This is a genomic window from Mesorhizobium sp. B2-1-3 (assembly GCF_006442495.1).
Classification (GTDB): Bacteria; Pseudomonadota; Alphaproteobacteria; order Rhizobiales; family Rhizobiaceae; genus Mesorhizobium.
This window is the reverse complement of the sequence record NZ_VFWL01000007.1, coordinates 89,319-114,886: the sequence shown is the minus strand read 5'-3', so window position 1 is coordinate 114,886 and position 25,568 is coordinate 89,319. Positions and strand designations below refer to the sequence as shown.

Sequence of the window (25,568 nt, the reverse complement as noted above, 5' to 3'; positions counted from 1 at the left end):
CGAAATTATGAGGAGCCAGCCATGATCAAGGTCAAACAACTCGCCCATGTCTGCATCTTCGCCAATGATCTGGACGAGACACGGCGCTTCTACGAGGATGTCCTGGGCATTGATATCCAGTTCAATTTCCTGCGCGACGGAAAGATTTTCGGTTTCTACCTTAATTGCGGCGGCCGCAGCCATATCGAGGTTTTTCACAAAGAGGGTGCGCGGTTCAGCGAGACGAACCAGATCAACCATTTCTGCCTGGAGGTGGAGGATATCGACGCCGCGATCACGCATATCGCGTCCAGGGGCGTGGAGGTCACCGCGAAAAAACTCGCCTGCGACGACACCTATCAGGCTTGGCTGCGCGACCCCGACGGCGTGAAGATCGAACTGTTCGAATACACCGGCAAGAGCGCGCAATTCACAGGCGGCGATCGCGTCGCCGATTGGTAGGCTGTCGCGGTTTCAGTGGGCAGCTACCCCCGCGCGGCCCAGAGCAAACCACGCTCGACGATGACAGCCATTTCCGGCATCGCGAACTCATCCGCCGTGTGTCCGAGCGAACTGTAGAAGACCTTGCCTGCGCCATATCTTCGCTTCCAGACAACCGGCATGTCGACGCCGCCGATGCCCGGGAAATGCTCGTCGGTGAAGGTGGTCGTCGCCAGCACCTCGTTGCTCGGGTCGACATGCATGTAGTACTGCTCCGACCGGTAGGCGAAGTCGCTAATGCCTCTCGTGATCGGATCGTCCGGTTTGGTGATGACCACGCGATAGTCGATGATGTCGCCGGGATGCGCGACCCATTGGCCGCCGGTCATGAACTGATAGTCCGGCTCGTTGCGGAAACTGTCGCCCATCGTGCCGTGGAAACCGCCGAGTCCCGTTCCCTGTCGAACCGCGCGCGTCAGATTCTGCAGCTCGGACTTTTCGATCTTCGACATGGTGATGACGGGCACGATGAGATCGAATGAGTTCAGCTCCGGATCGGCAAACATCCCCGTGCCCTCGCCGAGCGTGACCGTGTATCCATTGCGCTCCAGCATGTCGCGCACCACAGTGGCGCTGCGCTGGGGCGTATGGCCTTCCCACCCACCCCAGGCAATCAAGGCCTTCTTTGCCATGCAGTGAACCTCCTGAACTGTCCGCAGCAGCGATGGTTACACGGCTCGGCTGTCAGCGCCAACCCAGCGCCGGCGCGACATGGGTCAGGATCGCCTCGATGACATGGGCGTTGTAGTCGACGCCGAGTTGGTTGGGCACGGTGAGCAGCAGCGTGTCGGCCTCGGCGATCGCCTCGTCCTCGGCCAACTCCTTGATCAGCACGTCCGGTTCGGCGGCATAGCTGCGCCCGAAGATTGCCCGCGTGTTCTCCTCGATGAAGCCGATCTGGTCGCGGCCCTCATTGCCGCGCCCGAAATAGGCGCGGTCCCGGTCGTCGACCAGCGCGAAAATGCTGCGGCTGACCGAGACGCGCGGTTCGCGTTCATGGCCGGCCGCCTTCCAGGCCTCGCGATAGATCCGGATCTGCTCGGCCTGCTGGATATGGAAGGGCTTGCCGCTTTCGTCGAATTTGAGGGTCGAGCTCTGCAAATTCATGCCCAGCTTCGCCGCCCACTCCGAAGTGGCGTTGGTGGCGGCACCCCACCAGATGCGCTCGCGCAGGCCCTCCGAATGCGGTTCGAGCCGCAACAGCCCGGGGGGATTGGGGAACATCGGCCGCGGATTGGGCTGGGCGAAGCCCTCGCCGCGCAGCGTGTCGAGGAAGACCTCGGCGTGATGCCGCGCCATGTCGGCGTCGCTTTTGCCTTCCTGCGGCGCGTAGCCGAAATAGCGCCAGCCATCGATCACCTGTTCGGGCGAGCCCCGGCTGATGCCGAGCTGCAGGCGCCCGCCTGCGATGATGTCGGCGGCACCCGCGTCCTCCGCCATGTAGAGCGGATTCTCGTAGCGCATGTCGATGACCGCCGTGCCGATCTCGATGTGGCTGGTCTTGGCGCCGACCGCCGCCAGCAGCGGAAATGGCGAGGCGAGCTGTCGGGCAAAATGGTGGACGCGGAAATACGCGCCGTCAGCGCCGAGTTGCTCGGCCGCGACGGCGAGATCAATGGATTGCAACAGCGCGTCCGACGCCGAGCGCACCTGCGATTGCGACGAGGGCGTCCAGTGCCCGAATGACAGGAAACCGATTTTTTTCATGGCCCTGACGTATATACCGGCGACACGTGCTTCAATGCCAAAAGAGCAGGGTTACACACCGTCGCCCCTGCGTGACAGCAAAAGTGTGCCTTACCGAAAGTTTGAATGCCGTGGAGGGTGGGATGCTCAGGGGAATCCGCATCGTCGAGATCGAGGCGTTGGGGCCGGCGCCCTTTGCCGGCATGCTGCTCGCCGATCTCGGCGCCGACGTGATCGTCGTCCACCGCAAGCATGCATCCGTGCCGGGCCTTCCCGAGCGCTCGCTGCTCGATCGCGGCAAGCGCTCTATCGCGCTCGACCTCAGGGATGCCGAGGACGTTGCCGTGCTGATGCGCCTGATCGCCACCGCCGACGGCCTGATCGAGGGCTTCCGGCCGGGCGTGATGGAGCGTCTCGGGCTTGGTCCAGATGTGTGTCTGGCCGCCAACCCTCGCCTGGCCTATGGCCGCATGACCGGCTGGGGGCAGGAAGGCCCGCTCGCCCGCACCGCCGGCCACGACATGAACTATACCGGCGTGTCGGGCGCACTCTGGTATGCTTCCCTGCCGGGCGAGCCGCCAATGGCGCCGCCGACGCTGGTCGGCGACATAGGCGGCGGCGCGCTCTATCTGGTGATCGGCATGCTGGCCGCCATCATGAACGCCCGCGCCGGTGGTGAAGGCACGGTCGTCGACGCGGCGATCGTCGACGGCTCGGCCCATATGATGAACCTGTTGATGTCGCTCGCACCATCCGGCGGGCTTGCCGCCGAGCGTGGCCGGAGCCTTCTGGACGGACCGCATTGGTGCCGCGTCTACCGCACGTCTGATGGCGGCTTCATCAGCGTCCAGTGCGTCGAGCCGAAATTCTATGCGCTGTTCCTCGACAGGCTTGGTCTGGGCGGCGATCCGCAGTTCGCCGCTCAGTTCGACCGCGGCCTCTGGCCTGAGCTCGGCAGCCGGCTGGAAGCGATCTTTGCCGAAAAATCCCGAGACGAGTGGATGAAATTGTTCGAAGGAACGGATGCCTGCGTCGGGCCTGTGCTCAGCCCGCATGAGGCGGCGCTGCATCCGCACATGGCCGCACGCGGCTCCTGGTTGGTCGAGAATGGCGCGCTCCAAGCTGCCTCCGCCCCCCGTTTTTCCAAACGGACGGCAAAGGCACCGGCGAAAAGTCCGGCACGCGACGAACATGGTGCGGAGATTCGTGCCGAACTTGCGGATCCAGCCGCAAGTCGTTGAATAGGCTACCCGCCTTTGCTGAGGAAATCGCCGACTGGCCTGCGCCCGGCTCGGACCGAAGACGATATCGTGGCGGCACTTGCGGCAGTCGTGGGCGGCATACTTGAAAAGCATCTCGTATACGAGTATACGAGATGCTTTCATTGGGAGGAGGCTGCGCTCCATGTCCTTCAACTCGACTCGCGTCCAGACACCAATGGATGCCGTGGTCATCGGCGGCGGCATCGCCGGCTGCACGCTCGCCTATGAACTGGCCCGCCACGGTCTCAAGACGACGATCCTCGAGCAGAGCATGATCGCCGCCGAGTCCTCAGGACGAAACACCGGCACCTTGCTCACCGGCCCGCAGAAAGAGGTCGTCGAACTGCTGGACGCCAGCGTCGCGATCTATGCCGAGCTTGCCGACGGACCCGTTCCCTTCGAATTCGCCGCCATCGCACATCTGCTGATTTCCGAAGACGAGGCGAGTTTCGAGGCGGCTGCCGCCGTGGCCGACCGCTACAGGGAAGCCGGCGTGGCAATGGAAAAGATCACGGGCAAGGAACTGGCGCGCGACCACCCGCGTGTCGGCTTCAACGTGGCAGGCGCCTATTCCGTCGGCCGTGCATGGACGCTGGAACCCATGGGCGCGACACATGCCTTCGCCCACGCCGCCCGTGAGGCCGGCGCGACGATCCGTACTGGCCTGCGCGTCGCCCAGATCTTCTCCAGGGGCGGCAAGGTCCAGGGTATCTTGACCGACCAGGGGATCGTTCCCGCCGATCTCATCTTCATCGCCAACGGATTGTGGATGTCGGACCTTCTGCGCCGCACCGTCGGCGACGGACCGCTGCCCGGCCTGCCCTTCACCGCCGGGCGCGGCTGGTTGATCCAGTTGGGAAAACTCGACTTCGAGCTGCCCTGGATCGTCGAGGAATTGACCTGGCCGGATCAGGAAGAGCTCGGCCGGCGCATGAGGCTCGACGGCCTTGCCGATGTCGCCGCGCAGCGCGACGACCAGCCGGCGGTGGAAGCCATCTGCCTCAACCCCATGGGCGGCGGCGATGCCAAGCTTGGCGCCTCCGTCCAGCCGGCCTTCCGCGATCTCGTCCGCAACACTGACATGGCGAGCCGGATCGCCAGCCGCACGCTGCGCATGCTGCCGGGCCTCGGCGCGCCGCAGGTCAGGAACGTCTATCCCGGCAACCGCCCGATGCTGTCCGATGGCTTGCCGGTCGCTGGCAGGACGGCCGTCGAGGGCCTGTTCGTGCATGGCGGCATGGGTTCCATCGGCATGCATGCCGCCCCCGCCACCGCGCGCTGGCTGGTTGACGCCGTGTTTTCCGGCAATGGCAGCCCAGCCCAGACATGGCTGCGGCCGGACCGCTTTCCCGGATGGGAAGCGTCATGAGCCTGCTTGCGGAGCGGTCGGCCCGCTATTTTCCGCAATGGTGATCGTTGATCTTGTTCAGCGCATTCGCATCCGGCCCCACCCGGTGGTAGGAACAGGCGCCGGCGGCCGTCGTGACAAGCTGCCGGTCATAGTAGCGCGGGCCGCCGAACAGTATGTCAATAATATCGCCGTCAGCGGGAACATAGCGTTCGGGTTCGCCCTGGTGGTGGCGGTGCCTGGCCCCGGCGGACGCCGAAGAGACGATGCCGCAGCCCATCACAAGGGCGAGAGCGCAGATCGCGAAGCGTTTCGTCGTCATCGACAACACCTTCCTGGCCAACCGGATTTCATCTTATATCCAAAAATCGCCGGATAAAGAAAAGTTCCTGAGAACGGGCGCCGGTTGATTTGCAGCCGGCGTGCATGAGCGGCAGCGTGAGAACCGGCGGCGCAGGCCGGCTCGCCTGACAAACCGACAAAAGCCTTAGTCGGTCTGGATCCACACCGACTTGGTCTCCAGATATTCGTGCAGATGTTCGATGCCGCCCTCGCGGCCATACCCGGACATTTTCATGCCGCCGAACGGCACGGCGGGGTCGATGGCGTGGTACATGTTGACCCAGACGGAACCCGCCTTGACCCGGCGGGCAAGCTTGTGCGCCGTGCCGAGATGGGTGGTGAAGATGCCGGCGGCCAGCCCATAGGGCGTCGCATTGGCGCGGGCGACGGCTTCGTCAAGCGTATCGAAGGGCATTGCCGAGATAACGGGCCCGAAGATCTCTTCGCGCGCTATGGTCATCGTGTCGGACACCGCGCCGAAGACGGTTGGGGCGATGAAATTGCCGCCGTCATAGAGGCCGCCGGTCAGCCGCGATCCGCCGGCGACCAGTTCCGCGCCCTCCTCGCTGCCCGCCTTGATGTAACCCTCAACCTTGCCGGCCTGCCGCGCATTGATGAGCGGCCCCATTTCGGTTTCGGCTTCGATGCCGTGGCCGATGCGCAGCCTGCCGGCGAAGTCAGCGAGCCGGCGCACGAACTCGTCATGGATTTCGCGCGCCACGAACAGCCGCGAACCGGCGATGCAGACCTGGCCCGAATGCACGAAGACAGCCATCGCCGCGATCGGAACGGCCTTGTCGATATCGGCGTCGCGGCACACGATGAGCGGCGACTTGCCGCCGAGTTCTAATGAAACGCGCTTTAGATTGGCAACACCCGCCCGGGCGATCGCCTGGCCGGTGAGCGTCGAGCCGGTGAAGACGATCTTGTTGACGTCGGGATGTTCGGCAAGCCGCGCGCCGGCTTCGGCCCCGGTTCCGGTGACGATGTTGACAACGCCGTCGGGAACGCCCGCTTCCTGCATCAGCCGCGCGATCAAAAGCGGCGTCAGCGATGCATCCTCGGAAGGTTTCAGCACGATCGTGCAGCCAGTAGCCAGCGCCGGCGCGATCTTCCAGATCGACGCGGCGGTCGGCGCGTTCCAGGGAATGATGGCGCCGACCACGCCCACCGGCTCGCGCCGGGTGAAGGTGACGATCTCGCCCGGGATCGAATTGTCGATTGATTCGCCATGCAGCGCGGTCGCCATCCCGGCATAGAAGCGCAGCATGCCGATGACCCGGCGCCGGTTGGCGAGCGTGCGCGTGATCGGCAGCCCCATGTCGAGGGTGTCGGAGACGCAGAGCTCTTCCCAGTTCTTCTCGAAGAGATCGGCGATCCTGAGCAGCACGCACTGCCGTTCGTAAGGCGAAAATCCGGACCACGGACCTTCGAAAGCGGTGCGCGCAGCCGCCACCGCCGCGTCGATGTCGGCGGCGCCTCCGCGCGGCACCGTCGCCAGCACCTGCCCCGTCGCCGGGTTGAGCGCCTGCATCTCCTGTCCGGACTGCGCAGCGACCCATTTGCCGCCGATGAACATCGGCCGGAATTCGCCATGGTAGAGCGTCGCGGCCTTCGCCCTTGGGTCGAAGTTCAGCGTCATATCCTCCTCCTCGCCATTCCGTCGCGACTATTACCCCGGTGCAGGCACACCTCAAGCAAGTAAGCCGACAAGTCGTCGAAATGACCGAACTGCGTCCCCTGGCTATCGGCCGCTCAACCGCTGGAGGCGAAGCGGTAGCCCTCCAGCGCCTGCTGAACCGCGGCCACCAACACCGCCTCCGGATCGAGCGGCTGCCCGGCAAAGCGGTCGAGCGCGGGCAGATGCTGATGGAACAGCGTCACCGGCACGGCCTTGCCCGACAAGGCGGCCGTCAATCGCTGGACAGCTTCCATCGCCTCCTGATGGTTCCAGTAGTAACGTATGCGGTCCGACAGCGAATAGTGCCGCTGCACGCGCTGTTGCGCCGCAGAGCCGTGGTAGTGGCTGTGCCAGTCCTTGGCATCGGCCGTCATCAGCGCTTCCATGGTCTGATAAAGCGGGCGCGCGCCGTAGTCGGGCAACAGATCGGAGGCGATCAGGTCCAGCCCATAGAGCGCTTGGCGCAGTTCGAAAGTCAGCTGCGGCCCCACCTTGAGGATGGCAAAGCCGTCCTCGACCAGTTCGCGTAGGGCCGCTTGCGTCTGATAGTCGGTGGAATGGGCTTCGTAGACCAGGCCCGCTTCCTGGTCGAGCAATTCGCGCAGATGCAGCGCCTTGGCGCGATCGTAGAAGACCACGTTCTCGTTGCCGAACTCCACGCCCGGCTGCACCACCACGGCGATGACCCGCGAGAAGGCGTCTGCGAGGCCGTTCTCGTGGAAGATCTGCCGATGCACCGCCAGTGTGTGCTGGACCGCGGACAGGCTTGTGGGGCTGATTTCGCCGATGAGATGATCCGCTCCGCCCGGCGGCGGAACCTCGGTGCCGATCACGTAGAGTGGCCGGTCGGTCCCGCTGGCGGCGTCCTCGGCCTTGCGCGCCAGGCGGGCGGCGCGCCTGGCAATCGTAGCGTCATCCAGCGCCGCCGGCTCGCCCGCGCATCCCATGGAGGCATCGAGATGGATCTTGCGGAAACCGGCCCGGACATAGGCGGACACCATGTCCTCGGCCTTCGCCATGGCCGCGCCGGCATCTTCCTTTCGCCATGGATTGGGACCGAGATGATCCCCGCCGAAGATGACCCGCTCGGGCGCAAGGCCTTCGGAGCCTGCAATAGCGGTCACCGCCGCGACGAAGTCAGCGGGCTGCATGCCGGTATAGCCGCCGAACTGGTTGACCTGGTTGCAGGTCGCCTCGATCAGCAGCGGCCGCGAGAACAGCGCGGCGTCGCGCACTGCGGCCCGGATCACGACCGGATGGGACGAGCAGACGGAGGTGATGCCTTCCGCCGCGCCCCGCAGCCGGGAATTTGCAAGTTTCAGCAATGGATCGGTCACGGGCGTCGCCTCGGCGTGTTGACAATGAACAGATCGAGTTCAGCGCGCGTACCGGCTCCTTCCATCGGGCCTTGCCGCGTGACGTTGCGCGCGCCTGCCGCATTCGCGTAATCGAGCGCGGTCACGGCAGGCATGCCGAGCCTGCGGCAGGCGATGTAGGCGCCGCCAAAACAGTCGCCCGCGCCGGTCGGATCGATCTCCTCGACCAGGAAGCCGGGCGACTCGACGCGGCTGCCGTCGGCGCCGAACAGGGACGCGCCCAACGCGCCCCGCTTGACGACGACCTCGCCGGCGCCGCGGGCAAACAGCGAGGCGAGCGCGTCGGCTTCATTGTCGTTGCCCGAAGCGGTGTGGAGTTCCTCACCCGACGGCAGGATCAGATCCGCAATGTCGAGAAGCCGCGCGAAGCGCTCGCGCGTCTGGCCATGGCCGAGCAGTTCCTTGCGAAGATTGGGATCGAGCGAGATGCTTCCGCCACGCGCCTTGACCACATCGATGGCATGGTCGAGCACCTGCCAAATGGCGGGAATGCTGAGTGCGGTGCCCATGACGTGCAGGTGGCCTGAACGCGCCAGCAGCGCCCTGGCCTCAGGGGTCAAGCCGACCAGCGCCGCGGCCGATTTGCCGATATTGTAGACGAAGTCGCGCGAACCGTCCTCGCGGTAGCGCACGAAGGCGCTGCCCGTCGGATAGTCGGGGCTGACGGCGATGGCCGTGACATCCGCACCGTCCCGGCGCAGGCGCTCGACATTGATCCTGCCGAAATCATCGTCGCCGACGCAGGCGATGATGCCGGCCCGCCCGCCAAGCCTGGCGCATTGGTCGATGAAGATCGCCGGCGCCCCGCTCGGATAAGGTCCGGTCAGCTCGATGGGCTCGAGAAAGCCGTTGCCACGGCTTGTGGCCATGATCTCCACCAGGATCTCGCCGACGGTGACGGTCGGCCCGAGTCCATCGGGCGCCAGTGTCTTCAATGGGGATTTGCTTGGCATGGCGAAGGCCCGGTGTGAAAGGCAAGGGAAATCCGGATTCCAAAAAATGGATAGAGCGGTTCCGCGATTCTATCAAACGTTGGACGGCCCTGGCTCCGGCCTTCCAAACGCTCCGGGCGTCGGCGTCGTCACGATGACGGCGTCGCCGGCCTGAAGCACCGTCTGGTCACAGGCTTTCAGCACCTCGACCTTGCCGTCCTTGCGGCGCACCTTGGTCGAGCCGGCCTCGCCATCGCCACCGCCGTCAAGCCCTTGCGGCGGCCGGTTGCGATGCGAGGACAGGATGGCGCATTCCATCTTCTCCAGGAAACGGATGGTGCGCTTCGTGCCGTCGCCGGCATTCCACCTGCCCTTGCCGCCGGAGCCTTCGCGGATGTGGAAATCCTCCAGCATCACCGGAAACCGCAGCTCCAGTATTTCCGGATCGGTAAGGCGCGAATTGGTCATATGGGTGTGAACGCCCGACGTGCCGGCAAAGCCGCGGCCGGAATTCATCTCGCCGGCGGGCGAACCGGAACAGATCGTCTCGTAATACTGGTACTTGCTGTTGCCGAAGGTCAAATTGTTCATGGTGCCTTGCGCATTGGCCATGGCGCCCATGGCGCCGAACAGCGCGTTGGTGACGTGCTGCGAGGTCTCGACGTTGCCCGCGACGACGGCGGCGGGATAGGCGGGTTTCAGCATCGAGCCGTCCGGGATGATGATGTTGATCGGCCTCAGGCAACCGGCATTCATCGGGATCATGTCCTCGACCATGACGCGGAAGGCATAGAGCACCGCGGCCCGGGCGACAGGCTCTGGCGCGTTGAAATTGTTCTTCATCACCGGCGACGTGCCGGTGAAATTGACCGTCGCCTCGCGCTTTTGCCGGTCGACCGATATCTTCACCTTGATCACCTGGCCGGTGTCGGTGGGATATTCATAGGCCGATGTATCCGGCAGCCGCTCGATCACTCGCCGCACGCTCTCGGCCGCATTGTCCTGCACATGGCCCATATAGGCCTCCACGACATCGAGCCCGAAATGCGCCACCATCTTGCGCAGCTCCGCCACGCCCTTTTCGTTGGCAGCGAGTTGCGCCTTGAGATCGGCGATATTCTGGTGCGGATTGCGGGCCGGATAGCGGTGATCGGTGAGCAGCGTCTGCAGCTCATTCTCGCGGAACTTTCCGCGATCGACGATACGGAAATTGTCGAACAGCACGCCTTCCTCGTCGACCGTGGTGGCAAGTGGCGTCATCGAGCCCGGCGCGGTGCCGCCGATGTCTGCGTGGTGGCCGCGCGAGGCCACCCAGAAGAGGATCTTGGGCGATTGGCTAATCTCCCCTCTTGTGGGGGAAATCGGCCGCTCTTCCTCGAAAACCGGCGTTACCACCGTGATATCGGGCAGATGCGTGCCGCCATTATAGGGGGCATTGAGGGCAAAGACGTCGCCGGGATGAATGTCGCCGGAATTCAGCCGGATGATGGTCTCGACCGAGCGGTCCATCGAGCCCAGATGCACCGGCATATGCGGCGCATTGGCGACCAGCGCGCCGTTCCGGTCGAAAACGGCGCAGGAGAAATCCAGCCTTTCCTTGATGTTGACGGAATAGGCGGTGTTCTGCAGCGTCACGCCCATCTGCTCGGCGATCGACATGAACAAATTGTTGAACACTTCCAGCATCACCGGATCGGCCTCGGTGCCAAGTGCTGCCTGCCGGCGTTTCTTGCTGGTGCGCCGCATCAGCACGTGGTTCCTGGCCGTGATCTCGGCCTGCCAGCCCGGCTCGACGACGATCGTCTGGTTGGGCTCGATGATCAGTGCGGGGCCGGCGACCCGATCGGACGGCCGCAAGGCCTCGCGCCGACAGACGTCGGCTTCGTGCCATTTTCCTTCCGTATAGATCCGCCGGACCTCCTCGGCCCTGGCTTTTGATGGCTGCCCCGCCGGCGCATAGGCTTCGGCATTCAGCTCGCCGCCCGCCTCCATCCCCTCGACGCTCACCGCTTCGACGATCATCGGCTTGTCCTCATAGACGAAACCGAATTGCGCCTTGTGAGCGGCCTCGAAATCGGCCCTCGCCCGCAACATCGAGCCATGGTCGAAATGCACCGGAAGTGCGGTGTCGGTGCCGTCATAACGGATCTGCAGCGCCGGTCTGGCGGTCACCGCGTCCTCGGCGATGCCTTGTGCGGCGAGTTCCGCGACAACGGCGGTTTGCAAGGCCGCGATCAGGCCTTCGATTGCCCGTCTGGATTCTTCCGCCAGCGGTGCAAGCAAGGCCTGCTGGCGTGAGGCAAAGACCGAAGACAGGCCGATGCCGTAGGCCGACAGCAGGCCGGAAAACGGATGGATCAGCACCGCCTCCATGCCGAGTGCGTCGGCGACCAGGCAGGCGTGCTGGCCGCCTGCGCCGCCAAAACAGTTCAGGAGATATTCGGTGACATCGTAGCCGCGCTGCACCGAGATCTTTTTGATGGCGTTCGCCATGTTTTCGACCGCGATGGTGACGAAACCTTCGGCGACCGCTTCGGCCGAGCGGCCGTCGCCGATTTCGGCGGCGAGCGCGGTGAATTTCTGGCGAACGGTGTCCACATCGAGCGGCTCGTTCTGGCCGGGGCCGAAGATGGTCGGGAAAAAATCCGGCTGCAGCTTGCCGAGCATGACGTTGGCGTCGGTGACGGCGAGCGGGCCGCCGCGCCTGTAGGCGGCGGGGCCTGGATTGGCGCCGGCGGAGTCTGGGCCGGTGCGAAAGCGGCCTGCTTCGTAGTGCAGGACCGAGCCGCCGCCGGCCGCCACGGTGTGGATGCGCATCATCGGCGCGCGCACGCGCACGCCTGCGACCTCGGTATCGAAGGCGCGCTCATATTCGCCGTCATAATGGGCGACATCGGTGGAGGTGCCCCCCATGTCGAAACCGATCACCTTTTCGAAGCCGGCGATCTTTGCCGTCTCGACCATGCCGACGACCCCGCCGGCCGGGCCAGACAGCAGCGCATCCTTGCCCTGGAACAGGTCCGCGGCGGTCAGCCCGCCAGAAGACATCATGAACATCAGGCGGGGATTTTCCCTTCCCCTCGAGGGGAGGGTGGCGGCGAAGCCGCCGGGTCGGGTCGGATCGACGGGGTTCGACGTCTTGGTGGTGCCTTCTGCGGCGATCCCCTCTGCCGGCTTCGCCGACATCTCCCCCTCGAGGGGGGAGAGAACGCCGAGTTCCTGGCCTACCCTTTGCACATATCTCGACAGGATCGGAGACAGATAGGCGTCGACCACGGTGGTGTCCCCGCGGCCGACCAGCTTGATCAGCGGCGACACCTCGTGGCTGACCGAAACCTGGCCGAAACCGAGCTTGCGGCAGACCTTAGCGACGGCCTTTTCGTGATCGGGATATTTCCAGGCGTGCATGAAGACAATGGCGACCGCATCGATGCCGTCCGCCTTTGCCTGTTCGATCGCCGGGCGACAGGCAGCGATGTCGAGCAGCCGTTCGACGCAGCCGTCGGCAAGCACGCGCTCGTTGACCTCGATGACGCGCTCGTAGAGCTGTTCGGGGAGGATGATCTCCTTGGCGAAGATGTCGGGCCGCGCCTGATAGGCGATCCTCAACGCATCGCGAAATCCCTTGGTGATGAGCAAAAGCACGCGGTCGCCCTTGCGCTCCAGCAGCGCGTTGGTGGCGACCGTGGTGCCCATCTTTACGTCGCCTATCAGCCCGGCGGGGATAGGCTCGCCGGGGCGCAGGCCGAGAAGGTCGCGAATGCCCTGGATGGCTGCGTCGGCATAGGCCTCGGGATTTTCGGACAGAAGCTTGCGCGGATGCAGGCCGCCCTCGGGATCACGGCCGATAACATCGGTGAACGTGCCGCCGCGGTCGATCCAGAAATCCCATTTTTGTTGCATTCCGACACCCTCTTTATCGCGAGTATGGCAGCAAAGTCATACTCTTTGATACCCGAGTTCGCGCCGGAACAAGTCGTCGCGCCATCGCCTCTTCGATGACGGTGGCTTTGGATGTCTGAGGCCCTGGCAAGGCACGCGCCTCCGCAGCGCGCCGGCCGGAGCCGTGCGCGGCCGGCTGGCTCGCCGGCCGCTATCTGGATCCAGGATGGAAAAATGCGGGATAGGCCCGAACTTGCCTGAAGGCGGGCGGGCCCTTCCGTCAATCGACCAATGCGGCAACCACCGAGACGCAGTCGCCGGCCTTGACCAGGCCGGGGAAATGCCGCGCCGCCAACATGCCCGACATTTTAGCCCGGATCTCCTGGGGGGCGATGCCGGTTCGGCCGGTGGAATGGATGCGTGCCAGCACCGCGCCCTTCTCGACGGGCTCGCCGAGATCGACCATCGTCTCGACCATGCCGTCTTCCTCCGCGAAGGCAAAGCAATCGCCGGACGGCATGTCGAGCCATTGGGTTGGCGTCTTTTCGACCGCACCGGCAACGATGCCGGCATGCCTCAGCACGTTGAGCATGCCGCGCCGGGCGATCCGCACCGTCTCGGCTCTCGACGTGCCTCCACCGCCGAGCTCGGTGGTGACGAACACCTTGCCCATGTCCTCGGCGGCGGTATCGTACATGCCGACGGCATCGATTTCGATCATACGCATCGAGAACGGCGCCGCGAAGGCTTCGACCGCCGCGAAGGCCCTCTGCTCCAGGGCCTTGTTCGGCAGCGCATGGTGGGCGCAGAACGGCACGAAGTCCAGCGTCTTGCCGCCGGAATGGAAGTCGAACACGATATCCGCGCGGGGAAGCAGCTCCCGCTGGAAATAATCGGCGATCTTTTCCGTCACCGTACCGTCTGGCCGGCCTGGAAAGCTGCGGTTCATGTTGCCCTTGTCGATCGGCGAGGTGCGCGTGCCGGCGCGGAAGGCCGGATAGTTCATCGCCGGCACGATGATGACCGTGCCGCTGACTTGGGCGGGATCGAGCGTGCGCGCCAGATCATAGAGCGCCAGCGGCCCTTCATATTCGTCGCCATGATTGCCGCCGGTCAGAAGGGCCGTCGGCCCCTTGCCGTTGCGCAGGACGCAGATCGGGATCATCACCGAGCCCCACGCCGAATCGTCGCGGCTGTAGGGCAGGCGCAGGAAACCGTGCTGTGCGCCGTCGCGATCGAAATTGACCGAGGGCGAGACCGGCGACGGACGAAGGTCGGACATCGGTTTCAATTCTTCACCACCAGCTTGCGCGGCACATTGGCCAGGCACTCGACGCCCGTCTCGGTGATCAGGATGGATTCGGTGATTTCCAGCCCCATCGTCTCCAGCCACAGGCCGGTCATGAAATGGAAGGTCATGCCGGGCTTCAGCTCGGTGCGGTCTCCGGGGCGCAGGCTCATCGTGCGTTCGCCCCAGTCCGGCGGATAGGAAAGGCCGATCGGATAGCCGGTGCGGTTGTCCTTGACGATGCCATATTTCTTCAACACCGCGAAGAAGGCGTTGGCGATGTCTTCGCACGTGTTGCCGGGCTTGGCTGCCGCGAGCCCCGCGTCCATGCCTTCGAGCGTCGCCTTCTCCGCATCGAGGAATTCCTGTGTCGGCTTGCCGAGGAACACTGTTCGCGACAACGGGCAATGGTACCTGTTGTAGCACCCGGCGATTTCGAAAAACGTGCCCTCGCCCGACTTCATCGGCTTGTCATCCCAGGTCAGGTGCGGCGCCGAGGCGTCGGCGCCCGACGGCAGCAGCGGCACGATCGCTGGATAGTCGCCGCCGATGCCGTCGACGCCACGCGTGCCGGCATCATAGATCTCGGCGACGAGATCGCATTTGCGCATGCCGACCTCTATCTTGTCGACGATGCGCTGGTGCATCGCCTCGACGATGCGGGCGGCCTTGCGCATAAAGTCGATCTCGGTCGGGCTCTTCACCGCGCGCTGCCAATTGACCAGCGCGGTGGCGTCGACGAAACGGGCATTGGGCAGGTGCTTCTGCAAAGAGGCGAAAGCGGCGGCCGAGAACCAGTAATTGTCCATCTCGACGCCGACGGTCAGCTTGCCCCAGCCGCGATCGGCAAGCACGCTCGACAGGAAATCCATCGGATGGCGCTCGGTCGACTGCACATAGTGATCGGCATAGCCGACGATGTTGTCATGCGCGAGATAGGCGGTGCGCTTGGCGCCGTTGGCGTCCTGGCCGCGGCCATACCAGACCGGCTCGCCCGACGGCGGCACGATGACGGCCTGATGCACGTAGAAGGACCAGCCGTCATAGCCGGTGAGCCAGGCCATGTTGGAGGGGTCGCTGACAATAAGCAGATCGACGCCTTTCACCGCCATGGCTTTCCGCGTCTTGGCGAGGCGATCCGCATACTCGCTTCGCGAGAATTTCAAGTTCGGTTGCATTTTGTTGGTCCTCGTTTGTTGGGCCCTGGAACCCGCTTCAACTTCCGTTGAACCTGGCTCCAGGTAACTTTTTGTTTGAGCATGATCTCCTCGGAAAACCGGTTTCCACTTTTCCGGATCATGCTCTTGCGGCCAGCATCAACTTTCAAAAATGGTTCCGGCTTTCGCAACCCGGGCCCGGTCACGGGCTAGCGTGGCGATCGCGGTGTCCTGCACGCCGGTGCCGGTCAGGTCGGCGATGGTGATGTCGTCCGCCGCGCGCCGGCCATGCCGTTCGCCGGCGATGATCTGGCCGAGTTCGGCCACCTCCGCGTCCGCCGCCATCACGCCGGCGGAGATGGCATGGTGCAATTCACCGAGCCGGCGCGTCTGCCTTGCGCTGTCGGCGACATAGAGATCGGCCATGCGCAGGATTGCCGGTGCGATCTCGTTCTTGTGCTCGGCGTCCGAGCCCATGGCGGTGATGTGCTGGCCGGCCGAGACGAAGCCGGCCTTGATCAATGGTTCTGTCGAGGGCGTGGTGGTGACGATGATGTCGGCGCCGGCGGCCGCCTTGGCCGCATCCGGTTCTGCGCGCACCACGATGCCCAGTTTTTCGCTCAAGGCGCCGGCCGCGGCTTGCGCCTTGGCCGCGTCGCGCGCCCAGATGCGAGCTTCTTCGATCGGCCGCACCAGGCGCAGCGCCTCGAGCTGCAATCCGGCCTGCACGCCGGCGCCGAAGATCGCGGCAATGGATGAATCCGGCCGCGACAGATGTTTTGCGGCGACCGCCCCGGCGGCTGCGGTGCGGACGTCGGTGAGATAGCCATTGTCGAGCAGCAACGCCTCGACCAGACCGGTTTTTGCCGACAGCAGCACCATCATGCCGTTGACGCTGGGCAGGCCGAGCTTGGGATTATCGAAGAAGCCGGGGCTGATCTTAATGGCGAAGCCGTCGATGCAAGGCACATAGGCGGTCTTCACGTCGACCTCGCCGCGATGCTCGGGGATGTCGAGCCGCAGGATCGGCGGCATCGCCACCGGCAGGGTAGCGAGCGCCCGGAAGGCGTTTTCGACGCAGGCGACGGCGTCGAGATCGAGAGCTACGATCTCGCGTAGTTCTTTTTCGGTAAGGATGGTCATCCGGTTCATCAGGCGCGCTCCGCAACTACTTCGCCGCAAACGATCTTTCTGTGCAGGCTCATATCGATATTACGACCGGAAAGCAGAACGACCACCGGTCCGTTTGGCTTCACCTTGCCGGCAAGCAGCGCAGCGATACCGACCGCGCCGGCGCCCTCTACGACCTCGCGCTCCTGTTCATAGGCATGGCGGATGCCGGCGGCGATCTCGTCTTCGGAAAGCAGCACGACGTCGTCGAGCAGGTCTCGGCACATGGAAAAGGTCAGCCGGTTGTCGAGGCCGATGCCGCCGCCGAGCGAATCGGCCAGTGTCGGCAGTTCCTCCACCTGCACCGGGCGCCCTGCATCGAGGCTGGCTTTCATCGCCGCGCCGCGCGCCATCGAGATGCCGACGACCTTTGTGCTCGGCCTGACGCCCTTGACCGCTGCGGCAATCCCGGAGGCCAACCCGCCGCCGGAGAGCTGCACCAGCACCAGAGCGGCGTCAGGAACCTGCTCCATGATCTCCAGCCCGAGCGTGCCCTGCCCGGCGATGATGTCGGGATGGTCGAAGGGTGGCAGCATCACCAGACCCTCTTGCCCCACCAGCCGCCCGACCTCCTGCTGCGCGTCGTCCTGGCTGTCGCCGACAATCCGGATTTCCGCGCCGAGGCAGCGGATGGCATCGAGCTTGTTCCGAGGCACCAGCCGCGACATGCAGACAACCGCGCGCATGCCTTCGAGCCTGGCGGCATGGGCGAGTGCGCGGCCGTGATTGCCGGTCGAGGCCGCGACAACACCGCGTGCCCGCTGCTCGGCATTGAGCGAAGCAATGGCGTTCGAGGCGCCACGCAGCTTAAAGCTGCCCGTGGTCTGGCGGTGCTCCAGCTTAAGGTGAACGGGAAGGCCGAGCCGCTCCGACAGGCTCTCGGACGGCACGACCGGTGTCGGCTCGACCTTGCCGGTGATGCGTTGGCGCGCGGCGCGGATGTCTGAAAGGGCGACGGCGTGCGTCATGGGTCGCTCGTGCATGCAGGACATGACCTTACTGTCCAAGCGGCAAGGTCGTCAGCCGCCCGAACTCCGGACGCGGCACATCATCGCCACACAGTCGCAGGCAATTCCACGCGCTCGCCTGGTTGCTGGTGACGACCGGGCGGCCGATAGCCTGTTCCATCGCGGCAACCGCCAGCGCCGAGCGCAGCGCCGTGCAGGACACGAACAACGCCTCGGCCTGCGGGTCAGTCGCCTCGCACGCCAGATCGACGAGGGCTGCCGGCGCAATGCGCGCCATCTCGCGGTCATCCTCGAAGCCGAGACAGGTGAAGCTGGCGATCTCGAAGCCGCGTTCGGCGAAATAGGCCGCCATCGGCCGGCTCGTCTCGACGGTGTAGGGGGTGAGAATACTGATCCTCTTCGCGCCCAGAGCCCTCAGTCCGCGCACGCCCGCCATCGGCGGCGTGACCACGGGCACGCCAGGCTTGGCCGCCTGGATCGCCGCCTCGATCTCGGCATCGCCGATCACCACGGAGGCCGACGTGCAGGAGTAGCAGATGGCATCGAGCGGTTCGTCCGGCAGGATCAGCGCCGCGCCAGCCGTCAGTTCGGGCTGCATCTTGCGCAGATTCTGAGGTGTGGTCGGATTCTTATAGGGGATGCGGGCGACATAGATGCCGATCCTCTCACTCGCCACCATGCGACGGAAGTCCGGCTCGCTGGTGTGGTCGGTGGCCAGGATGATCAGGCCGACGCGCTTTTCCAACGGGCACACCTCGAGTGCGGGCCTTGTCGGCATCAGCCTGATTTCGGGAAGCGGCTTCATGGGAACTACCTTTCGATCTTGCCGTAGCGATGTTCCAGCCAGCGCAGCAGCATAACCGAGAAAAGGCTGATGATCAGGAAGAAGGCGCCGACCAGCGTCATCGGCTCGACATAGCGGTAATAGGTGTTGGCGACGCTCTTGGCCTGGTTCATCAGCTCCAGCACGGTGATCGCCGACAGCAGCGGCGTCTCCTTGAACATGGCGATGAAATAATTGGCCAGCGCCGGGATCATCGGCGGGATTGCCTGCGGTATGACGATGTGGGTCCAGGTCTGGCGAGCGCTGAGATTGCAGGCTTTGGCCGCCTCCCACTGGCCGCGCGGCACGTTCTCGATGCCGGCGCGATAGACCTCCGCCGTATAGGTGCCGTAGTGCAGCCCAAGACCGATGACGCCGGCCACCAGCGGCGGCAGCAGGATGCCGAAATCGGGCAGCACGTAGAAAATGAAGTAGAGCTGCACCAGCAGCGGCGTGCCGCGGATGAATTCGGCCGCCCAGCCGACCGTGCGCGACATCATCTTGTTCGGCGAGCGGCGGGCCAGTGCGATGCCCAGCCCGACGATTGCCGCCAGCACCGAGCCGAGCACCGTCGCCAGGATGGTGATCTTCACCCCCTCGATCAGCGTCGGCAGGATCTGCCGGACGAAATCCCAGTCCCAATCCATTACAGGGCCCAATCCATCAGACGCGCACTCCGTCGAGGCCGCGCGCCATGCGCCGCTCCAGCGACCGCACGCCCCAGGAGATGACGAGCGCGAGCGCGAAATAGATCACCAGGATGGTGGTGAACGGCATCAGCGTGCTGCCGGTCTGCGAGCGCACCACCTGCGCCTGGAAGGTGAGATCGGCGAGCGAAATCAGGGAGACGACGGATGTCGCCTTGAGCAGTTCGATGGCGTTGTTGCCGAAGGTCGGCAGCATCACAAGAAGCGCCTGCGGCAGGATGACATGGCGCATGCCTTGCCAGCGGCCGAGATTGAGAGCCGTGCAGGCCTCGTATTGCTCGGCGCCGACCGACTGGATGGCACCGCGTACCACTTCCGCCGCATAGGCGCCGACATTGAGGCCCAGCGCCAGCACGCCGGCTTGCAGCGGAGTGAGCTCGACGCCCGCCAGGGGCAACACGAAATAGGCCCAGAACAGCTGTACGAAAATCGATGTGCCGCGGAAGAACTCGATATAAGCGGTGGCGAGCGCCCGCAACGCGAAGAAGCGCGACAGCCGCCCCATGCCGGCCAGGAAGGCCATCACGAGGGCCAGCACCGACCCCATCAGCGTCAGCTCGATGGTGACAAGCGCTCCCTGCAATATCAGGCCGAGATAGCCGGACCATTGGGTCATGTATCAGAGGCTTCCAACGTTTGGTTTTAGCAACTTCTCCTCTCTCACGGGGAGAAGTTGCCGGTTCACCCTCCTTAGCTGCAGCGCAGCTGCCGCGAAGGACGGGCAGGCGGATGAGGCGCGGCTCCAAGCTCGCAAAAACGCGCGCTGCCCCTCATCCGGCCCTTCAGCCACCTTCTCTCCGTGGACGGGGAGAAGGGAAAAGCGCTTATTTCGCCGCGCAGAGCTTGTCGCGCGTCGTCGACATCGCCGCCGCCGCCGAGAAGCCGTAGGGCTCGATGATCTTGGCGAACTCGCCCGACTTCTTCATCTTGGCGAGCTCGACGTCGAAGGCGTCGCGCAGCGCCTCGTCACCCTTCTTGAAAGCGGCGCCGTCGCAATAGACGGGCGCGCCCTGCACGGGTGCTATGACTTCGAGGCTCGGGTCATTGGCCTTCTTCATCAGATCGTTGATCGACAGGACGGGGAGCGAATAGGCGTCGATGCGGCCGTCCTGCACCATCTTCAGCCCGCTCTGGCCGTCGGGCACGACGATGACGCGGTCACGCGGCACGCCGGCGTTGAGCGCGAGCTTCTCCTCGGTGCCGCCGCCGGGCGCGCCGATGGTGGCGGAGGTGTCCTTGGCGACATCCTCGTAGCTCTTGAAGCCCTTCGGATTGCCTTTCTTCACCAGCATCGCCTCGGCGTCGCACAGCACCGGCTCGGAATAGGCAACCGCCGCACAACGCTCCGGCTTCATGAACAGGCCGGCGGTGACGACATCGAAACGGCCGGCCTGCAGGCCGGGGATCATGGCACCATATTCCGAGATCGACGCGGCGACGTCGGCGACGCCCAGCCGCTTGAAGATTTCCCGTGCTACGTCGGGCGCGGCGCCCGAAACCTTGCCGTCGGCGGCGACCGCCGTGTAGGGCGGCTCGTTGGCGATGGCGAGGCGGGCGAAGCCTTGCGCCTTCAGCTGCTCGAGCTTGCTGTCGTCGGCCGATCCGATGTTCGAGGCCGCGAGCACCGCGGTCAGCGCAAGACCGGCGACGCCGGCCAGAATGCCAAGTTTTTTCATTGTTCCCAACTCCATGTTTGTGTTCTTGGTTGCAGTCATTTCAGGACGGCAATACCGCCCTTGCGGACGGTGTCGCCGCCTCTGGCATGGCGGTCAGACGCGATGTCCGGCCGCGATGATCTTCTTCAGGAAACCTTGCGTGCGCTCCTGTTTGGGATGGCGGAAAATCTCATCGGGTTTGCCCTCCTCGACGATGCGGCCGCGGTCGAAGAACAGCACCCGGTCGGCGAAGTCGTGGGCAAAGCCCATTTCATGGGTGACGAGCAGCATCGTCATGTCGGTTTCGGCCGCGAGCTTGCGCATCACGTTGAGCACCTCCTCGACCAGTTCGGGATCGAGCGCCGAGGTGACCTCGTCGAACAGCATGATCCGGGGCGACAGCGCCAGCGCGCGGGCAATCGCGACGCGCTGCTTCTGGCCGCCCGAAAGCTGTGCCGGCATGGCCTTGGCCTTGTCGGCCATGCCGACCATGTCGAGCAATTCCATCGCCCGCTTCTCGGCGGCAGCGCGCGGCGTGCCCTTGGTCAGCATCGGCGCCAGCGTGACATTGTCGATGACGCATTTGTGCGGGAACAGATTGAACAGCTGGAAGACCATGCCGATCTTCTGGCGCATCCTGGCCAGATGCCGCTCGTCGGCAGCCAGCAGCTGGCCGTTTCGCTCCATGTGATAGAGATGCTCGCCGTCGATCTGGATGTGGCCGCCATCGATGCGCTCCAGCGTCATCAGGATGCGCAGGATCGTCGTCTTGCCCGAGCCGGACGGGCCGATCAGCGCCAGCTTCTCGCCGGGCATGACCTGCATGGACAGGCCGTCCAGCACCTTGAAAGTGCCGAAGCTTTTCGAAATGCCATCGACCTTGATGATAGGCGCGGATGCGGACAAACGAATTTCCCGTGCTGGAGAAGCCTATGCCCTTAACGATGCGGAACCCGCCAAATCATGTCAATCGGGAAAATAATATCATGACAATTATTCTGATCCCGCACAATTCTTGGGCATTCAGTGCCTAGCAATGTGCCGAGATCGAAATCAAGTCGAACCGAAAATGACAGCACCGGGGACGACTTTGGCGGTCGGCATCGTCTGGATAGCGGCACATCTCGCTAGATTGCGAGCAGCAGATGCTCGGGGTCGCCAAGCAGCAGCTTGGTGACAACGCCGAGGCCGGCGCGCAGTTCCCCCTCGGTGGTCGAACCCAGCGAGATGCGCACCGCCGGTTGCCAGGGCGCTTGCGAGATGCGGAAAGAAGCGCCGGGCGCGATCGCCACGCCTTGCAGGCGCGCCTGGGCGACGAAGCTCTCCTCGGCACGGTCGGCCGGCAACTGCAACCAGACATGCAGTCCGTCGCGCCGGGTGCGATAGTCGACGCCGGCCAGCACCTCGGCGACGATGTCCTGGCGTCGCCGCAATGCTGTGCGTTGCCAGCGCACCAGTTCCATCGCGGTGCCGTCGGTCACCCATTTGGTGGCGATTTCCGCCACCAGCGGCGTCGCCATCCAGTTGGAAACCAGATGCCGGTTGGCGACCGCGGCGACATAGCGGTCGGGTGCGGCGAGATAGCCGATGCGCAGGCCCGGCACCACGATCTTGGTGAAGGACGTGACGTAGAGCGTGCGTTCAGGCGCGAAGGCGGCGACCGGCGGCGGCCGGTCCTCGACCAGCGGCCCCAGCACGTCGTTCTCGATGATGGCTATGTCGTGCGTGCGCGCAACCGCCGCAATCTGCTCGCGCCGCGCCGCATCCATCAGCGTCGCCGTCGGGTTGATCACCGAAGGCTGCACGAACACGGCGCGGATGTCGGAGATCCGGCAGGCCTCGTCCAGCGCTTCCGGGATAAGGCCATTGCCGTCTATCGGCAGGCCTTCGAGGTTGAAGCCGAGATAGCGGGCGAGCGGCACCAGCGTATGGTGGCCGATCGCCTCGGTGGCGACGGTCGAGCCGGGCGGCGCCACGCTCATCAGCGCCACCGTCATGCCGGCGGTAGCGCCATTGGTCAGGCTGATATTCTGCGGCGAGGCATCGAGACCGCACAGCTTCAGCCACTCGACCGCCACGGCGCGGTGACGGGGAAACACCATGTTGGGCCGGAACGACAGCGCCGAACTCGACGGCAGGTTGTCGGCCAGCCAGCCCAGCGCCTGCTTCAGCCGCTCCAGATGCATCGGCTCGCAGACCGGCTTCAGGATCGAGAGATCGATCACTTCGCCCAGCCGCTCCGGCAGATAGGGCGGCTCAGGCTCGCGCCGCTGCGTCTGGACGAAGCTGCCGCGGCCGATCTCGCCCGAGATCAGGCCGCGGCGAATCAGTTCCTCATAGGCGCGACTGACCGTCTGCACCGATAGTTTCAACTCGTCGGCCAGCCGGCGATGCGTCGGCAGCCGCGCGCCGTTGGCGAGCCGCCCGTCATGAATGGCGCGAGCGAACTGGTCGGCCAGCGACTGGTAGGCGGGCCGCCGGATGAGCGCGGGATCAGGTTGCCATAATGTCATGACTTATTAGAGATCGAAATCAGTGCAATTGACAATCGAAATAATGCGCCGTCATGGTACGGCGGGACCAAAAAGTGGATACAGATGGCCGCCGCGAAACTCGACCCGATCGACCTCAGAATCCTCGACGCGATCCAGCGTGACGGGCGCATCACCAAGCTGGCGCTGGCCGACAAGGTCGGCCTGTCACCGACGCCGTGCTGGATGCGGCTGCGCAAGCTGGAAAAGGCCGGCATCGTCTCCGGCTATCATGCCTCGATTGCCATGCGCGTCGTCGCACCCGTCGCCACCGTGCTGATGGAGGTGACGCTGGCCAGCCATCGCCAGGCCGATTTCGACCGCTTCGAGCGTGTCATCCGCGACATACCTGAGATTGTAGCCTGCTGGTCGGTGGGCGGCGGCGTCGACTACGTTCTGAAGGTGATGGCGCGCGATATCGATACCTATCAGCGGCTGGTCGATGCCTTGCTCGAACGCGAAATCGGCATCGATCGTTACTTCACCTACATCGTCATCAAGACGGTGAAGGACGAGACCGTGCTACCGCTTGCCGATCTGTTGCCGGTGCAGTCCTGAGATCGAAACCAGCGTTCATCTGGCACCGTACGCTCGGAGAATGCGCGAAAGCACCCGCCCCACCCCTGCGGCTAGACAGATCGTCCTGCTCCCCAGCCGAATAGAGAGAATCTCTCTATATAGCTGCACCTAAACAGCCTCATCCTTCGCGCCGACGCCCCTAGTCTTGCGGCATCACCCCAATCGGGAGCAATCGATGATGTCCGCGCACTTTGCCCGTTCGCACCGCCATGAGGCGCTCGACCGCCTCGCCGACCGCCGGCTGCTGCGCGAGCTTGCCTATGTCGACGGGCACTGGACGGCAAGCGAGGCGGCGGAGAGCTTCGAGGTCACCGACCCGGCGACCGGCGCCACGGTGGCCTTTGTCGCCGCGCTCGATGGCCGCCAGACGGCAAGTGCGATCGATGCGGCGGCGCGCGCTTTCCCTGCCTGGCGGGCGCTGTTGCCGCAGGAGCGCTCGAAAATCCTGCGCAAATGGTTCGACCTCATCATTGCCGCGAAAGACGATCTCGCTCTGCTGATGACGCTGGAACAGGGCAAGCCCTTGAAGGAATCGCTCGGTGAGATCGATTATGCCGCCTCTTTCGTCGAATGGTATGCCGAGGAAGCAAAGCGCCTCAACGCCGAAAGCGTAACTAGCCATCTGGCGAAGGCTGAAATGACGGTGCGGCGCGAGCCGCTCGGCGTCGTCGGCGTCGTGACGCCGTGGAACTTCCCGTCCGCCATGCTGACCCGCAAGGCGGCTGCGGCCCTTGCCGCCGGTTGCACCATCGTCGCGCACCCCTCTTCGGAAACGCCGCTCTCGGCGCTGGCGCTGGCCGAACTGGGCGAGCGCGCCGGCCTGCTCGCCGGCGTCTTCAACGTCGTCACCGGCAAGGCGTCGATCATAGTCGGGCGAATGTGCGAGGACCCGCGCGTGCGCGCCATGAGCTTCACCGGTTCGACCGAGATCGGCAGGCTGATCGCGGCCCAGAGCGCGCCGACGATGAAGCGGCTGGTTATGGAGCTTGGCGGCCACGCGCCGCTGATCGTCTTTGCCGACGCCGATCTCGACAAGGCCGTGCGCATCGCCGTCGACGCCAAATTCGCCACGTCCGGCCAGGACTGCCTCGCGGCCAACCGCATCTATGTCCAGCGGCCGATCTACGATCGTTTCTGCGCCGCCTTCGCCAAGCGCATCGAGGCGCTGCGGACCGGCAATGGCCTTGCCGACGAAAGCGACATCGGCCCGCTGATGCATGAGCGCGCCGTCAAGAAGGTCGAGGAGCAGGTCACCGACGCGCTCGCCCATGGCGCCCGCTGCCTCGTTGGCGGCATAAGGCACCAGGCCGGCCCGTTGTTTTACCAGCCGACGCTGCTGGCTGACGTATCTGACGAGGCACTGATCATGCGCGAAGAAACGTTTGGTCCGGTCGCAGCCGTGACGCCGTTCGACAGCGAGGACGAGGTGACCGCGCGCGCCAACGCCACTGAATATGGTCTGGTCGCCTATGTCGTGACCGAGAACGGCGCCCGCCAGCAGCGCCTGGGCAGGGCGCTGGACTACGGCATGGTCGCCATCAACCGCGTCAAGATCACCGGTGCGCCGATCCCGTTCGGCGGCGTCAAGCAGTCCGGCATTGGCCGCGAGGGTTCGCGTCAGGGGCTCGAAGCTTTCACCGATCTCAAATATCTTTGCCTGGACGTCGCTTAAGCCGCGTCCACGTTCCTCAAGGAGTCAAA

The 25,568-nt window shown here is 64.6% G+C and carries 22 protein-coding genes; 5 read left to right on the top strand and 17 right to left on the bottom strand.

The window, feature by feature from the left end; all coding sequences use genetic code 11:
* Positions 1-21 precede the first annotated feature (21 nt).
* Positions 22-441 carry a VOC family protein gene (locus FJ973_RS14075; protein WP_140499242.1) on the top strand — a complete coding sequence of 140 codons (420 nt, stop codon included), beginning with the start codon at positions 22-24 and terminating at the stop codon, positions 439-441.
* A gap of 23 nt (positions 442-464) precedes the next feature.
* On the opposite strand, the gene FJ973_RS14070 is transcribed toward FJ973_RS14075, so the two are convergent.
* Positions 465-1,112, bottom strand: coding sequence for a ThuA domain-containing protein (locus tag FJ973_RS14070; protein ID WP_140499244.1), 648 nt, complete (start codon positions 1,110-1,112; stop codon positions 465-467).
* Between the two features lie 52 nt (positions 1,113-1,164).
* On the bottom strand, positions 1,165-2,187 hold the full coding sequence (locus FJ973_RS14065) for an LLM class flavin-dependent oxidoreductase (RefSeq protein WP_140517317.1): 1,023 nt from the start codon (positions 2,185-2,187) through the stop codon (positions 1,165-1,167).
* Positions 2,188-2,309: 122 nt separating this feature from the next.
* Here FJ973_RS14065 and FJ973_RS14060 point away from each other — a divergent pair, with 122 nt between their 5' ends.
* Together FJ973_RS14060 and FJ973_RS14055 are read left to right on the top strand one after the other, a co-directional pair.
* Positions 2,310-3,407, top strand: coding sequence for a CaiB/BaiF CoA-transferase family protein (locus FJ973_RS14060; RefSeq protein ID WP_140521366.1), 1,098 nt, complete (start codon positions 2,310-2,312; stop codon positions 3,405-3,407).
* Between the two features lie 163 nt (positions 3,408-3,570).
* Complete coding sequence (locus FJ973_RS14055) at positions 3,571-4,797, top strand: FAD-dependent oxidoreductase (RefSeq protein ID WP_140556284.1); 1,227 nt, start codon at positions 3,571-3,573, stop codon at positions 4,795-4,797.
* Between the two features lie 25 nt (positions 4,798-4,822).
* On the opposite strand, the gene FJ973_RS14050 is transcribed toward FJ973_RS14055, so the two are convergent.
* The 15 genes from FJ973_RS14050 to FJ973_RS13980 all read right to left on the bottom strand — a co-directional run bounded on the left by FJ973_RS14050 (position 4,823) and on the right by FJ973_RS13980 (position 23,270).
* Positions 4,823-5,098, bottom strand: a complete 276-nt coding sequence (locus FJ973_RS14050) for a hypothetical protein (protein ID WP_140517323.1) — start codon at positions 5,096-5,098, stop codon at positions 4,823-4,825.
* A 165-nt stretch (positions 5,099-5,263) separates the two neighbouring features.
* On the bottom strand, positions 5,264-6,760 hold the full coding sequence (locus FJ973_RS14045; RefSeq protein WP_140517325.1) for an aldehyde dehydrogenase family protein: 1,497 nt from the start codon (positions 6,758-6,760) through the stop codon (positions 5,264-5,266).
* A 113-nt stretch (positions 6,761-6,873) separates the two neighbouring features.
* Positions 6,874-8,136 (bottom strand): D-tagatose-bisphosphate aldolase, class II, non-catalytic subunit, encoded by a 1,263-nt coding sequence (locus tag FJ973_RS14040; protein WP_140556282.1) that lies wholly within the window; start codon positions 8,134-8,136, stop codon positions 6,874-6,876.
* Positions 8,133-9,128 carry a sugar kinase gene (locus FJ973_RS14035; protein WP_140556280.1) on the bottom strand — a complete coding sequence of 332 codons (996 nt, stop codon included), beginning with the start codon at positions 9,126-9,128 and terminating at the stop codon, positions 8,133-8,135. The genes FJ973_RS14040 and FJ973_RS14035 overlap by 4 nt, the downstream gene beginning before the upstream one ends.
* A 72-nt stretch (positions 9,129-9,200) precedes the next feature.
* Positions 9,201-13,010, bottom strand: a complete 3,810-nt coding sequence (locus tag FJ973_RS14030) for a hydantoinase B/oxoprolinase family protein (protein ID WP_140556278.1) — start codon at positions 13,008-13,010, stop codon at positions 9,201-9,203.
* Between the two features lie 259 nt (positions 13,011-13,269).
* Positions 13,270-14,271 carry a N(2)-acetyl-L-2,4-diaminobutanoate deacetylase DoeB gene (doeB, locus tag FJ973_RS14025; protein WP_140556276.1) on the bottom strand — a complete coding sequence of 334 codons (1,002 nt, stop codon included), beginning with the start codon at positions 14,269-14,271 and terminating at the stop codon, positions 13,270-13,272.
* A gap of 5 nt (positions 14,272-14,276) precedes the next feature.
* On the bottom strand, positions 14,277-15,455 hold the full coding sequence (gene doeA, locus FJ973_RS14020; RefSeq protein ID WP_140556274.1) for an ectoine hydrolase DoeA: 1,179 nt from the start codon (positions 15,453-15,455) through the stop codon (positions 14,277-14,279).
* Between the two features lie 138 nt (positions 15,456-15,593).
* Positions 15,594-16,586: an ectoine utilization protein EutC gene (gene eutC, locus FJ973_RS14015; protein ID WP_140556272.1), complete on the bottom strand. Its 993-nt coding sequence runs from the start codon at positions 16,584-16,586 to the stop codon at positions 15,594-15,596.
* On the bottom strand, positions 16,586-17,572 hold the full coding sequence (gene eutB / locus FJ973_RS14010) for a hydroxyectoine utilization dehydratase EutB (RefSeq protein ID WP_140556271.1): 987 nt from the start codon (positions 17,570-17,572) through the stop codon (positions 16,586-16,588). Before eutB ends, eutC begins: the two co-directional genes overlap by 1 nt.
* 28 nt (positions 17,573-17,600) lie before the next feature.
* On the bottom strand, positions 17,601-18,377 hold the full coding sequence (gene eutA / locus FJ973_RS14005; RefSeq protein ID WP_140556269.1) for an ectoine utilization protein EutA: 777 nt from the start codon (positions 18,375-18,377) through the stop codon (positions 17,601-17,603).
* A gap of 5 nt (positions 18,378-18,382) precedes the next feature.
* A complete protein-coding gene (ehuD, locus tag FJ973_RS14000) occupies positions 18,383-19,042 on the bottom strand; it encodes an ectoine/hydroxyectoine ABC transporter permease subunit EhuD (RefSeq protein WP_140521357.1) in 660 nt (219 codons plus the stop codon).
* Positions 19,043-19,058: 16 nt separating this feature from the next.
* Positions 19,059-19,718 (bottom strand): ectoine/hydroxyectoine ABC transporter permease subunit EhuC, encoded by a 660-nt coding sequence (gene ehuC, locus FJ973_RS13995; protein WP_140499272.1) that lies wholly within the window; start codon positions 19,716-19,718, stop codon positions 19,059-19,061.
* Positions 19,719-19,926: 208 nt separating this feature from the next.
* Positions 19,927-20,778 carry an ectoine/hydroxyectoine ABC transporter substrate-binding protein EhuB gene (gene ehuB / locus FJ973_RS13990; protein ID WP_140499273.1) on the bottom strand — a complete coding sequence of 284 codons (852 nt, stop codon included), beginning with the start codon at positions 20,776-20,778 and terminating at the stop codon, positions 19,927-19,929.
* Between the two features lie 93 nt (positions 20,779-20,871).
* A complete protein-coding gene (gene ehuA, locus FJ973_RS13985) occupies positions 20,872-21,663 on the bottom strand; it encodes an ectoine/hydroxyectoine ABC transporter ATP-binding protein EhuA (RefSeq protein ID WP_140499274.1) in 792 nt (263 codons plus the stop codon).
* A gap of 221 nt (positions 21,664-21,884) precedes the next feature.
* A complete protein-coding gene (locus FJ973_RS13980) occupies positions 21,885-23,270 on the bottom strand; it encodes a PLP-dependent aminotransferase family protein (RefSeq protein ID WP_140556267.1) in 1,386 nt (461 codons plus the stop codon).
* Between the two features lie 84 nt (positions 23,271-23,354).
* On the opposite strand from FJ973_RS13980, the gene FJ973_RS13975 reads away from it, so the two are divergent.
* Together FJ973_RS13975 and FJ973_RS13970 are read left to right on the top strand one after the other, a co-directional pair.
* Entirely contained in the window at positions 23,355-23,846 is a 492-nt protein-coding gene (locus FJ973_RS13975) for an Lrp/AsnC family transcriptional regulator (protein WP_140517347.1), read from the top strand.
* A gap of 199 nt (positions 23,847-24,045) precedes the next feature.
* Positions 24,046-25,539, top strand: a complete 1,494-nt coding sequence (locus FJ973_RS13970; protein ID WP_140556460.1) for an NAD-dependent succinate-semialdehyde dehydrogenase — start codon at positions 24,046-24,048, stop codon at positions 25,537-25,539.
* The last annotated feature ends 29 nt before the right edge of the window (positions 25,540-25,568 follow it).